This window comes from Ornithinimicrobium cerasi, from assembly GCF_003702705.1.
GTDB classification, from domain to species: domain Bacteria; phylum Actinomycetota; class Actinomycetes; order Actinomycetales; family Dermatophilaceae; genus Ornithinicoccus; species Ornithinicoccus cerasi.
In genome coordinates this window covers 219,906-232,067 of sequence record NZ_QZMN01000007.1, presented here as the reverse complement: position 1 = coordinate 232,067, position 12,162 = coordinate 219,906, and the positions used below count along the sequence as shown (strand labels likewise).

The window sequence follows — 12,162 nt, the reverse complement described above, 5'->3', positions numbered from 1 at the left end:
TCTCATCGTGGACCTCAACCGTGTCGAGCGAGCAGGGCGATGGCCTGGTGGCACCTCGGGTGCATCAACGCTCTATCGGAGAACGCTGACACCAGGAAGGTAGACCAGTGAGCGACCAGTTCTTCGACGGCAACGAGCTGCCCCTCGACCCGGGGGCCGCGGCCCCCGAGACGCGCCGGCGTCGTGGGGAGGACCCGGTCCCACCAGAGCTCGCGGCCCGCTACGACGTGGTCGTCCGCGAGATCCTGGGCCGCACGCCCGAGCACATGCCGGAGCCGACGCTGCACCGGGTCCAGCGGGTGATGGAGCTCATGGGCGACCCGCAGCGGGCCTACCCGATGATCCATCTCACCGGGACCAACGGGAAGACCTCGACGACGCGGATCGTGGAGCGGGTCCTGCGCGAGATGGGTCTGCGGACGGGACGCTTCACCAGCCCCCACCTGCACGACATGCGCGAGCGGATCAGCCTCGACGGCGAGCCGATCCCGGTGGCGGCGTTCCTGCAGGCCTACGACGACGTCCTGCCGTTCGTCGAGATGGTCGACGCCGAGAGTGCGGCGAGCGAGGACCCCGGGCGACGGGTGCGGATGACCTACTTCGAGGTCGTCGCCGCCCTGGCCTTCGCCGCGTTCGCCGACTCGCCCGTCGACGTGGCGGTCGTCGAGGTGGGGCTGGGCGGGGTCTGGGACGCCACCTCGGTCGCCGACGGGGTGGTCGCGGTCGTCACCCCGATCTCGCTGGACCACACCCGGCTGCTCGGCTCCACCCTGGAGGAGATCGCCACCGAGAAGGCCGGGATCATCAAGCCCGGGTCGATCGCCGTCGTCGGCGTCCAGGAGTCCGAGGCGATGGGGGTGCTCGTGGCCCGGGCCGACGAGGTCGGGGCCCGGCTGGAGACGGAGGGCCTGAGCGTGGGGGTCCTGGCCCGTGAGGTGGCGGTCGGCGGGCAGCAGATCTCGCTGCGCGGGCTGGCCGGGGACTACCACGACCTGTTCCTGCCGCTCTTCGGCGAGCACCAGGCCCACAACGCCGCCCTCGCCGTCGCGGCCGTCGAGGCGTTCGTCGGGGGCGGGGAGCAGCGGCTCACCGACGAGGTCCTGCGCAGCGGGCTGGCGGGCGTCACCTCGCCGGGCCGCCTCGAGATCGTGCGTCGCTCACCGACCGTGATCGTGGACGCGGCGCACAACCCCGCCGGGGTGGACGCCCTCGTCGAGGCGGTCAGGGAGTCGTTCACCTTCACCCGGCTCGTGGGCCTGCTCGCGGTCCTGGAGGACAAGGACGTCGAGCCGATGATCCGCTCGCTCGAGCCGATCCTCGACCACGTGGTCGTCAGCCGGACCACCTCGCCGCGCGCCATCCGGCCCCAGCGCCTCGGGGAGCTCGTCGCGGCCTACTTCGGCGAGGACCGCGTCACGGTCGTCCCCGACCTGCCCGAGGCCCTCGACCTCGCCGCCGGCCTCGCCGACGAGGGCGGCGTCGCCGGGGCCGTGCTCGCGACCGGCTCCGTGACCACGGCCGCGGAGATCCGTCAGCTGCTCGGGGTCACCACGACCTGACCGCACCCGGCTCGGGCGCGGGCGCTGGCCTCCCGAGCGTTCAGTGCCCGCCGTCGTGCCCCTCGGTGGTGCCGGCGCCGTCACCAGCCTCCGCCTCCTGCTCGGCGAGCCAGGCGTCGACGTCCTCGCGGGGCTCGGCGTCCCGCTCGGCGAGCATGTCGCGCATGAGCGCCACCTCGCCGGTCTGCGCGCCGGCCATCCGTCCGGCCAGGGCGAGCACGTCCGGGTCGCTGGCCTGGGCGAGGGCGGCCTGTGCCATGTCCACGCCGCCCAGGTGGTGGCTGGTCATGAGCTGCAGGTAGAGCACCTCCGCCTCCTGGTCCGAGGCGTCGGTGAGCTCCTGGATCTCCGAGGGGGAGGCCATCCCCGGCATGGGCACGCCGGGAGGCAGGTCCTGCGCCGCGTGGTCGTGGCCCTCCATCCAGGCCATCCGCTCGCCCTCGCGGGCCCGAGGGAGCTCCCACTGAGCCAGCCAGGACGCCATCACGCCGCGCTCGAACTCCTGGTTGTTCACCACGTCCGTCGCCAGCCTGCGCACGTCCTCGTCCTCCGTCCGCTGCATGACGAGGACCGACATCTGCACGGCCTGCGCATGGTGCTCGCTCATGTCGCGGGCGAAGCCGGCCTCGGCGCTGGAGTCGCCGGGGTGGCGGGGGGCGAAGGCCAGCCAGCCCAGCAGCACCCCCAGGCACAGCGCCACCACGGTGACCGCGGCCAGCGCCGGCGCCCCGAAGGTGCGCCACCGCTCCCGCGTCGACAGGGCCGGGTCCTGCGACACCCCCTCCGGGGTCGACCCGGTCGGCTCGGGCGTCGGGGTCGCGCCGCTCACGAGCGCTGCACGAGGTCGCTGGCCGTCCCGCCGGTGCACGCGGCACCGAGCTCGGGGGTGTCCGGCCCCTGCTTGTACTCCCGGATGAAGGCCCGCAGTGTCTTCTCGTCCGCGGTGTCCAGGGCGAGCTGGTTGCCCCAGGACGTCGCGACCACGGGGGAGTCCTGGTCGGCCATCGGCGAGACGATCATGTAGTCGTCGTCCCCGAGCTCGGTGAGCAGCTCGACCTGGTCGGCGGGCAGCGACGGCTGGTAGGTCAGCCACACGGCGCCGTGCTCCAGCGAGTGCACGACGTGCTCCCTGGGCAGCTCCTGGTCGTACACGCCGCAGTTCCACCAGGCGGCGTTGTGGGGTCCCCCGACGGGCGGGTTCTCCGTGTACTCGATCGGGGTGGGTTCGTGGACGGCGGCCTCGTAGGTGTAGCTCTGCACGCCGGACAGGTCCGCCGTGGCGGGGCTGTCCCGCAGGACCGCGAAGACGACGGCGCCCACGACGAGAGCGACGACCACGGTGGCGGAGCCCCAGATCATGACGCCCCGCCGACGTTCGGCGGCCTGGTTCGCCTTCTGGATCTTCGCGACCCGGGCGGTGCGGTCGGTGGTGGCGGTGCGGTCGGGTCGGGGCACGTCTGCTCCTGGTGAGGGGGTCTGCGGTTCGGGGCAAGGGTATGCGGTGCCGCTGGGAGGCCGCTGCGCCCGGGTCTGCCATGATCGGCGCCGTGGACGATCGCCCTGCCTCCCGACCCGCACCCGGTGCCACCAGGCCCGGGTCGATGACCCGACGCCTGGGCGGTGCCACCCTCGTCGCCCAGTCGCTGTCCGTCTTCCTCGGAGCCCTCGTCGCCTGGCAGCTGGACAACGCCATGGGCCGGGACGGCGGCCTGCGCAACCTCGCGGTCCTGGGCGCGGTCGCCCTCCTGTGCCTGGCGACCGCCGGTGCCCTGCGCACCCGGGCGGGGGTGGGGCTGGGCTGGGCGTGCCAGGTGCTGACCCTCGCGACCGCGCTGCTCCTGCCGGCGATGGTCGTGGTCGCGGTGCTCTTCGGCCTGCTGTGGTGGTGGTCGCTGAGCGCGGGCGCCCGCACCGACGCCGCCCGCGACGTGCAGGGCGGCTGACCCGTGGACCTGCTCACGGCCGCGCTCCTCGGCCTGGTCCAGGGCCTCACCGAGTTCCTGCCGATCTCCTCCAGCGCGCACATCTCGATCGCCGGGCGGCTGCTGGGCCAGGACGACCCCGGTGCCGCGTTCACGGCCATCACCCAGCTGGGCACCGAGGCGGCCGTGCTCCTCTACTTCTGGCGGGACATCGTCCGGATCGTCCGGGCCTGGTCGGCCTCGCTGGTCGGCCGGCTCCCGCGCCACCACCCCGATGCGCTGCTCGGCTGGTGGGTCATCCTCGGCACGATCCCGATCGGGGTGCTGGGGCTGCTGCTGCAGGACCGGATCGAGACGCAGTTCCGCAGCCTGTGGGTCACCGCCACCATGCTGCTCGTCTTCGCCGTCGTCATCCTGGCCGCGGAGCGCGTCGGCCGGCAGGAGCGGACCCTCGACCAGCTCACCTGGCGGCACGGCCTCTTCTTCGGACTCTGGCAGGCGCTGGCCCTGGTCCCCGGCGTCTCCCGCAGCGGTGGCACCATCGCCGGCGGGCTGTTCATGGGCTACACCCGGGAGGCCGCCGCCCGCTACTCCTTCCTCCTCGCCATCCCCGCAGTGCTGGCCTCGGGCGGGCTGCAGGTCGCCAAGGTGATGACCGGCGAGGCGGTCGGCTCCGGCACCGGCTGGTCCGCCATCTGGGTCGCGACGGCGATCGCGTTCGCGGTGGGGTATGCCGTGATCGCCTGGTTCATGCGGTACATCACCACGCACACCTTCACGCCGTTCATGATCTACCGGATCGCCCTCGCGCTCGTGCTCTTCGGGCTGCTCGGCGCCGGGGTCCTCGAGGCCTGAGCCGCGCCCTCGCGCCACGACGTCCGGGTGCGTCACACTGGCCCATGGCCGTCCTGCGGCAGCGCCGCGCCCTCGCCCTCGTCGCGGTCGTGGCCTGCCTCGCGGGCCTGCTCGTCGTCGTGTCCCGGGGGGTGTCCGAGCCCGTCGCGGCAACCCGCGTACCGGTCCTCCTCGCCGCGGCGGGGTGCGCCGGTGCACTGCTGCGGGTGGTGACCACGGGACCCGGGTGGGTCCTGTGGCGGCGGACCCTGCTCGCCCTGGCACTGCTCGCGCTGGCCTACCCCGGCTCCTGGGCCGCGGCGGTGATCGCGGGGAGCACGAGGACCGGCGGCTGGTCGGAGCGGGTGGCCGTCTCGGTGGCGACGGTCGCCCACCTGCCGGTCCTGGCCTCCTTCACGCTGCTGCCCCTCCTGGCCGTGTCCTACCTCGGGCAGGGCACCCGCTCCAGGGTGGCGTGGGTGGTGCTCGGCCTCGGGGCGGGAAGCGCTCTCAGCCTGGTGCTGTTCCTCGAGGACGGCGAGCCGGTCGGGCTGCCGGCCCTCGTGCCGTGGGCGCCGGGTGCGGTGGTCGGCGCCACCGCCAACCTCCTCTTCCTCGTCGTGGTGGTGCTCGCGGGTCCCCTGACCGCCCTGCTGGCCGCGCGGCGCGCACCCGGTCACGCAGCCCGCCGCCTTGCCTCCGTCGCCGCGGCGGCGCTCGGGGGCTCGGTCCTCGTGATGGCCTGCGGGGCGCTGGCGACCACGGGTGGCGGGGGAGCGGTGGTGGTGCTCGTCTCCATGTATGCCGCCCTGGCCACCGTCGCGCTCGGGTGCTCCGCGGCGCTGAGCACCCCGTCGGGGGAGGCGGCGCCCGCCCCGTGCCCAGCCACCGTCGCGGATCCCTCCCCGGGACGGACCGCGGACGCCGGGCACCACCCCGCGCTCACCGCCCGGGAGAACGAGATCGTCGGCCTGCTGGCCGAGGGTCTCTCCAACGCCGGGATCGCCGCCCGCCTGGTGCTGTCGCCGCGGACGGTGGACGCGCACCTGCGGTCCGCCTTCGTCAAGCTCGACCTGCCCGACGGTCCCGAGCACAACCGCCGGGTCCACGCCGCGGTGACCTGGCACGGCGGCCTGGTGCGGGATCGTCGACGCTCGGACAGCGCGGTGCCCTGACCGGCACAGACGTCGGGTTAGGCGAAAAGGCCGATGTGCCGGGCGGAACCGCGTTCCTAGCGTGGGAGGCACCACGCCCCTCCCCGAAAGGTCAGGTCCCTCATGCGTCGCGCGATCCTCCTGCTCGCCCTGGTCTGGGTCCCGTTCCTGTCCATCTTCGTCTTCGCCCACCCGTCCGTGACGGGCGCCGTCGGCGACAGCTACCCCCACGTGGCCTTCCATCTGGTCTCGCCGGCCCTGCTCGTGACCGCAGCGGTCCTCGCCCTGCGCCTGCGTCGTGACCGGCCTGGTGAGCGGTGGGCCCGTGGTGTCCTCGGGCTCCTTGCCCTCGCCCTGGCCGTCACCGTCCTCGGCAACGCGATCGAGCTGCTCGCCGCCGTGCGCCGCCTCGCCGGCGACGGCTGGGCGAGCCGGCTGACGCCGGACCTGTTCCTCAGCGGCGCGGGGCTGCACGGCGCCGGTGCGTCGCTGACCATCCCGGCCCACATGGCGAGCATGGTGCTGACCCTGGCCGTGGTCGCCCTGGAGGGGATCCGGGCCAGGCGGAGCCCGGGCGGGCGCCCCGAACGCACCCGGGAGGCAGCGGCCCGCCGGTAGGCTGCCGCGCGTGACCGACACCACGCAGACCGAACGCTCGCTCGTCCTCGTCAAGCCGGACGGCTACCGCCGCGGGCTCACCGGGGAGGTGCTGCGGCGCATCGAGGCCAAGGGCTACACCCTGGTGGCGCTCGCCGTCCTCACGCCCAGCCGCGAGCAGCTCGGCACGCACTACGCCGAGCACGAGGGCAAGCCGTTCTACGAGCCCCTCCTGGAGTTCATGTCGTCCGGTCCCGTGACCGCCGCCCTCATCGAGGGCCACGGGTGCATCGCCGGCTTCCGGTCGCTCGCCGGGGCCACCGACCCGACAGCGGCGGCGCCCGGCACGATCCGGGGCGACCTCGGGCGGGACTGGGGGCTGGCGGTGCAGCAGAACATCGTGCACGGCTCGGACTCCCCCGAGTCGGCGGCCCGCGAGACCGCGATCTGGTTCCCGACGCTCGGCTGAGCCCACGGGACCGGACGCGCGCCGTGCACCCCCTGCACGGCGCGCGCCCGGTGCCTGCACCCGGTCCTCGCTGTACTCCCTGCAGCACAGCGCCTGACCGGTGCGGCCCCTGCACCCGGTCAGAGCGCCGGCCGCCCCGCCAGATACCGCCTCCGGGAAAAAACTTTCGACGACGTCCGTCCGTCCGTCCGTATCTGAGGTTCCGCACCCCCCTCTGTACAGGTGAACCCCACTACGCTTCCCTGCAGGGCGGCGGTGCGACGAAAGGGCCGAGATGGCTGACGACGACGACATGCTGGTGCTGGATCTCCCGCCGGAGGTGCTCCGGCGCCACGGTGCGCGCGTCCTCGACCCGGTCACCGCGCCGCGCGACCCCGCCGCCGAGGAGGAGGGGGGCCCGCGGTCGCCGGGCACGACGACATACCTGACCTCCACCCTGCTTCTCCGGGGGCTGCCGGGCCGGAGCGCCGGGCGCACGCTGGAGCGCCTGCGCGGCACGGCGGAGAACGCCGGGTATGCCGTGGAGCTCACCGTCGAGGAGACCGACCTCGCCTTCGAGGAGTGGCTCGGCGACGAGCGCGCCGAGGAGGTCGACCGGGTCTACCAGACCCGTGTCCGCATCGTGCCCACCAGCGCCGCCGCACCGCTCGACGCGTGGGAGCTGCTCGCCGCCGCGCGGGCCGAGGGCCCGGTCGACGCCGACCTGGAGCACCTCATGCTGGCCGCCGGCGGCGGTTACTACTGGGGCGGCCAGGGCGGCGGCTACTACTGGGGAGGTCAGGGCGGCGGCTACTACTGGGGTGGCCAGGGCCAGGACGACGGCGAGGTCGGCGCCCGGACGCCGGTGACGCTGGGCCTCGCGGACCTCGGGGGTGAGACCCGGGCACCCGAACGCTCGCCCGTCGTCGTCGTGCCCGACACCGGGATCGGCGCGCACCCGTGGCTGACCGGGGACCTGACGGCGGTGCTCCGTGACCTGGACGGCATCCCCGTGGGACCGCCCGGAGGGCTCGACCCCGACCCCGAGGACAAGGGCGTCCGCAACGACCTGACCGGGGTGCTGGACCGGCTGTCCGGACACGGCACCTTCATCGCCGGGATCGTGCGCCAGGCCGCCTCGGACGCCCGGCTGGTGGGGCTGCCGGTCCTGGACTCCTCCGGAGCCGTCGCCGAGGGCGACGTGCACCGCACGCTCACCGCTCTGTGGGTGCTGCACGCCCGGGCGCAGGACGCCGGGTTCACCGGGTTCGAGCCGAAGGACCTGTCCCGCGGCTTCGTCCTGGACGTGCTGAACATCTCGATGGGCTACTACCACCAGGACGGGGTCGTCGAGGCGCACCCGTTGCGTGACCTGCTGCGCCTCCTCGGCGAGCGGGGCGTGCTCGTCGTGACCGCGGCCGGCAACGACGCGACACGCGTGCCGCTCTACCCCGCCGGGTGGGCGGCCGGCGCGACGCCTCCCGAGGATCGCTCGGTGGTGCCGCTCGTGGCCGTCGGCGCCACCAACCCCGACGGTGAGACGGTGGCGCTGTTCAGCAACGCCGGTCCCTGGGTGACCACCCACGCTCCGGGTGTCAACGTGGTGAGCACGCTGCCGACGAGCTTCCAGGCCTCGGCCAACCCCTCGCGCTCGACCCCGGGCGACGGCGGTGCGCTGCGGGCCCGCACGGACCGCGACGACATGCGCCGCGGCTTCGCGGTCTGGAGCGGGACCAGCTTCGCCGCGCCGGACGTCGCCGGACGGGTGGCCGACCGGCTCGCGGAGGCGACGGTGGAGGGCGGCGCCTCGGTCGACCCGAAGGTCATGCTCGAGCGCGCGTGGGCGGCCCTGGACCAGGAGGTGTGGCGGTGATGGTGACCGAGCCGCCGAGGGCCGGGGGTGGGTCCGGCACCAGCCCGCCCTCCCTGGCCTCCCAGGCGGGAGAGGTGTTCGCGGCCTACGTCGACGGCCGGCACGAGGCGATCGGCGAGCTCGTCGAGCTGCTCACCCCGCTGCTGTGGCAGGTCGCCCGCGCCCACGGCTGCGCGCAGCACGCCGCGGAGGACGTGGTGCAGGAGACCTGGCTGCGGCTCGTCGACCACCTCGAGGACATCAGGGACCCCCGGGCCGTCCTCGGCTGGCTCGTCGTCGCCGTGAAGCGCGAGTCGTGGCGCAACTGCAAGCTGGCCCGCCGCAACACCTACGACGAGACGGGCACCGTCGACCCGGGCGACGTGGAGGACGGGCCGGAGACCCTGGCCATCCTCACCGAGCGCCAGGGCGCGCTCTGGGCGGCGGTCGGGGAGCTGCCGGAGCGCTGCCGGGCGCTCCTGCGGGTCGTGGCGTTCGTCGACCGGCCGGACTACGACCAGGTGTCCGCCGCGCTGGGCATGCCCCGCGGCAGCATCGGCCCGACCCGCGGGCGCTGTCTTGACAAGCTGCGACGAGCACTCGTCGCCGACCCGAGGTGGGTGGACGCATGACCGGTACCGAGACCTGGCTGGAGCCGTTCGACGGCACGGACGCGACGATCCTGCGCGAGCTGCGCGAGGTCGTCGCCCGGCTCGACCCGTGCCCCGCCGACCTGACCGAGCGCATCTCCTTCGCGCTCACGGTCCAGGCGCTGCAGGCCGAGGTCGCCGAGCTGACCTCGCAGCCCGAGCTGGTGTCGCGGGGCTTCGCCGACGACCCTGCCGAGGCGACCACGGTCACGTTCAGCACCGAGAGCGTGAGCATCATGGTCACGGTGACCCCGGAGGGCCGTGACCGCGCCCGCCTCGACGGTTGGCTGACCTGCGGGGCCGCCAGCGTCGGTCTCGACCTGGACGGCGGGGGGACCCGCACCGTCGAGGCGGACGAGGACGGGCGGTTCGTGCTCAGCGACCTCCCGAGGGGCGGTGCCCGACTCACCGTCCACCCTCCGGGAGGCCGGCCGGTCATCACCCCGCAGTTCACCCTCTGACCGCGACGTGACCTCGGGGACCAGGACGTCGCAGGTCGGGGCGCCCGTGCCCCCGGGTGTCACGGAGCTGTTCGAACGGGGCCGCCAGGCCAACTCTGCGGGACGGCCGGCGCTGGGGGAGCGCTTGCTCCGTCAGGCACTCTCCGAGCTCGACCACGCCGGGGTGAGGGATCGTCCCGAGGTGGTCGGGCTCCGCGTCGACGAGCACTTCCCCTCGGTCGGCGGCGGACCCGCCGACGCCCTCGAGGCCCGGGTCCGGGTGCTCCTGTCCCTGAGCACGGCGGTCGTCGACGGGGGGGGACCGGCCCCGGCGGTCCGGCTGGCGCACCAGGCGCTCGCCCGCGCCGGACGGACGGCCGAGCGGGTCCGTCCGGCGCTCGTCGCCCTGTGCCACGCCCAGCTCGCGACCCTCCACGGCCGGGCCGGGCGGCTCCGCACCGCGCTCGCCGAGCTCGACCTGGCCGCCGCCGGCCGTGACCGGCTGGGGCCCCGGGAGAAGTTCGGGCTCCTCCTCTCCAGCGGCGCGCTGCGGATGGAGGTCCCCGACGCCGGCGGCGCCGCCGCGGAGTTCGCCGCCGCGGCGCAGCTGGCCGCCGAGCACGGACTGCCGGCCCAGGAGTTCATGGCCCTGCACAACCTGGGCAGCGCGGCCGCGCTGGAGGGCGACCTGCCGAAGGCGCTGTCGCTGATGCTCGAGGCGGACCGGCTGCCGACCGACGTCTCGCGCGCCGTCGCCTGGCACGGCCGGGCTCTGGTGCTCCTCGAGGCCGGCCTGGTCACCGAGGCCGTCGAGCTGCTCGAGCGGGCCACGGCGGAGGCGCTCGAGGACGGGCAGCGGCTGGAGGCGGGTCACTGCCTCAACGACCAGGCCCTGGGGGAGCTCGTGCTCGGGGAGCCCGAGGCCGCGGTCGCCACGGCGGGCCGGGCCGCCCAGACCCTGGCCGGCGGAGGTGCCCCCGGCCTGCGCCGCCGGGCCAGCCTCGTCGAGCTGACCGCGCGCCTGCGCACCGGGTCGGCACCGGGCCGGGTCGCCTCCCGGTGCGTCCGGCTGGCCGAGGAGTTCGACCGGGACGGTGACAACGTCGCCGCCGACCTGGCGCGGCTGCTCGCGGCGGAGGCGCTGACGGCGCAGGGACGGCATACCGAGGCGGTCGGCCTGCTCGACGCGTCCGCCGAGCTCACCCGGGTCGGTTCCCTGAGCACGCGGATGCGCACCCGGGCGGTGCTCGCCGCAGCCGACCGGTCCCGGGGGGACGTCGCCGCGGCCCGGAGGCACGTGCGCGCGGCCCTGCGCGACCTCTCCGCCGCGCTGAGCGCCAGCGCGAGCCTCGAGCTGCGCTCGGTCACGCTCACGCACGCGACCGGGCTCTCCAGGCTCGACCTGGAGCTCGCAGGAGAGAACCCGGCCGCCCGCCTGCGGGCCGTCGAGCGCTGGCGGGAGGTGGCGTGGCGGGTGCCCGAGGTCCGTCCGCCGGCCGACCCCGAGCTCGCCCGTCGGGTCACCAACCTCCGGCACCTGCGCCAGCAGGCCCGCGAGGACCCCCAGCAGGCCGGACGGTTGCGGGAGCGGCTCCGCTCGCTCGAGCGGCAGGTCGCGGCCGCCTCGTGGGCGGCGGCTGGGGGGAGCGGGACCGAGCGGGCGCCGGTGCCGCTGGCGCGGGTGCGGGAGGCGCTCGCCGCCAGGGCCGCCACCGGGGTCGGCCTCGTCGAGCACCGGTCCCACCTCGCGGCGGTGGTGGTCCTGCGCCGCCGGACGCGGTGGGTGGACCTCGGCCCGGCCGCGCCCGTCCGCGAGGCGGTCCAGCGGCTGGCGGCCGACCTCGAGGCGCGCGCGAGGGTCGGGACCGGGCCCATGGTGAGCGCTGTCGACGCCGCCCTGCGGGCGTCGGCCCGTGCCGTGGACGACCTCCTCCTGCGGCCGCTCGGCGTTGACGGACGGCTGGTCGTGGCGCCGGTCCCCGCCCTGGCCGGCCTGGCGTGGGGGGTGCTGCCGTCGCGGGCCGGTCTGCCCACCACCGTGGCGCCCAGCCTGGGCACCTGGGTCCGCGGCACCCGGTCCGTCAGCGCGCCGCGGGCCCAGGTCATCGCCGGGCCCGGTCTGCCCGGCGCACGCGAGGAGTGCGCCGCGGTGGGTGCCGTCTGGGGGACACTCCCGCCGACCGCTCTCGCCCGCGCCGAGGACCTCGCCCGCAGCCTGTCCCGGGGGGACCTCACCCACGTGGCGGCCCACGGGAGCCACCGCTCGGACAGCCCTCTCTTCTCCTCGCTGTGGCTCGAGGACGGCCCGGCGTTCCTCGCCGACCTCGAGCGGGTCGAGCGCACCGCCTCGCACGTCGTCGTCTCGGCCTGCGAGGCCGGACGCGCCCACGCGCGTGGCGGCGACGCGAGCCTGGGGCTGGCCAGCGGGCTGCTCGCGCTCGGCGTGCCCAGCGTCGTCGCCTCACCCTGCCGGGTGCCGGACAGCACGGCCGCGGCCCTGATGCCCCGCTACCACCGGCTGCTCGCCGACGGGCACGAGGTCGACGAGGCGCTGGCCCTCGCCGCGTCGTCGTGCGACCTGCCCCTGGCCGGCGCCTTCGTGGCGTGGGGGTCGCCGTGGTCCGTCCGTCCCGACGGGCCTGAGGACGGTCGGCGCCCTCCGGTTGCGCACCCGTGAGCTTGTCGCGAGAGTGTCACGCAGACCGC

General features: G+C 75.2%; 12 protein-coding genes. 10 read left to right on the top strand and 2 right to left on the bottom strand.

All coding sequences use genetic code 11. The features are described from left to right. The first annotated feature begins 107 nt into the window (after nt 1–107). Nucleotides 108–1,559 (top strand): bifunctional folylpolyglutamate synthase/dihydrofolate synthase, encoded by a 1,452-nt coding sequence (locus D4B81_RS10300; RefSeq protein ID WP_122262449.1) that lies wholly within the window; start codon nt 108–110, stop codon nt 1,557–1,559. Between the two features lie 40 nt (nt 1,560–1,599). On the opposite strand, the gene D4B81_RS10295 is transcribed toward D4B81_RS10300, so the two are convergent. Both D4B81_RS10295 and D4B81_RS10290 read right to left on the bottom strand, forming a co-directional pair. Continuing rightward, on the bottom strand, nt 1,600–2,388 hold the full coding sequence (locus D4B81_RS10295) for a DUF305 domain-containing protein (RefSeq protein WP_122262447.1): 789 nt from the start codon (nt 2,386–2,388) through the stop codon (nt 1,600–1,602). Further along, nucleotides 2,385–3,014 carry a DUF3105 domain-containing protein gene (locus D4B81_RS10290; protein WP_122262445.1) on the bottom strand — a complete coding sequence of 210 codons (630 nt, stop codon included), beginning with the start codon at nt 3,012–3,014 and terminating at the stop codon, nt 2,385–2,387. Before D4B81_RS10290 ends, D4B81_RS10295 begins: the two co-directional genes overlap by 4 nt. A 146-nt stretch (nt 3,015–3,160) precedes the next feature. Between D4B81_RS10290 and D4B81_RS10285 the strand changes: the two genes are divergently transcribed. The 9 genes from D4B81_RS10285 to D4B81_RS10245 all read left to right on the top strand — a co-directional run bounded on the left by D4B81_RS10285 (nt 3,161) and on the right by D4B81_RS10245 (nt 12,133). After that, nucleotides 3,161–3,502 carry a DUF4233 domain-containing protein gene (locus D4B81_RS10285; RefSeq protein WP_161965113.1) on the top strand — a complete coding sequence of 114 codons (342 nt, stop codon included), beginning with the start codon at nt 3,161–3,163 and terminating at the stop codon, nt 3,500–3,502. A gap of 3 nt (nt 3,503–3,505) precedes the next feature. Next, nucleotides 3,506–4,336 carry an undecaprenyl-diphosphate phosphatase gene (locus tag D4B81_RS10280; protein ID WP_122262441.1) on the top strand — a complete coding sequence of 277 codons (831 nt, stop codon included), beginning with the start codon at nt 3,506–3,508 and terminating at the stop codon, nt 4,334–4,336. Between the two features lie 44 nt (nt 4,337–4,380). Next, nucleotides 4,381–5,490, top strand: coding sequence for a helix-turn-helix transcriptional regulator (locus D4B81_RS18830; protein WP_237565931.1), 1,110 nt, complete (start codon nt 4,381–4,383; stop codon nt 5,488–5,490). A 102-nt stretch (nt 5,491–5,592) separates the two neighbouring features. Beyond that, nucleotides 5,593–6,087 carry a hypothetical protein gene (locus D4B81_RS10270; RefSeq protein WP_122262439.1) on the top strand — a complete coding sequence of 165 codons (495 nt, stop codon included), beginning with the start codon at nt 5,593–5,595 and terminating at the stop codon, nt 6,085–6,087. 10 nt (nt 6,088–6,097) lie between these two features. After that, entirely contained in the window at nt 6,098–6,535 is a 438-nt protein-coding gene (ndk, locus tag D4B81_RS10265) for a nucleoside-diphosphate kinase (protein ID WP_122262437.1), read from the top strand. Between the two features lie 274 nt (nt 6,536–6,809). Then, nucleotides 6,810–8,387: a S8 family serine peptidase gene (locus D4B81_RS10260; RefSeq protein ID WP_122262435.1), complete on the top strand. Its 1,578-nt coding sequence runs from the start codon at nt 6,810–6,812 to the stop codon at nt 8,385–8,387. Continuing rightward, nucleotides 8,387–8,998: an RNA polymerase sigma factor gene (locus D4B81_RS10255; protein WP_097187050.1), complete on the top strand. Its 612-nt coding sequence runs from the start codon at nt 8,387–8,389 to the stop codon at nt 8,996–8,998. The genes D4B81_RS10260 and D4B81_RS10255 overlap by 1 nt, the downstream gene beginning before the upstream one ends. Further along, entirely contained in the window at nt 8,995–9,477 is a 483-nt protein-coding gene (locus tag D4B81_RS10250; protein ID WP_097186807.1) for a carboxypeptidase-like regulatory domain-containing protein, read from the top strand. Before D4B81_RS10255 ends, D4B81_RS10250 begins: the two co-directional genes overlap by 4 nt. 7 nt (nt 9,478–9,484) lie before the next feature. Beyond that, nucleotides 9,485–12,133 carry a CHAT domain-containing protein gene (locus tag D4B81_RS10245; protein ID WP_161965112.1) on the top strand — a complete coding sequence of 883 codons (2,649 nt, stop codon included), beginning with the start codon at nt 9,485–9,487 and terminating at the stop codon, nt 12,131–12,133. Nucleotides 12,134–12,162: the final 29 nt, after the last annotated feature.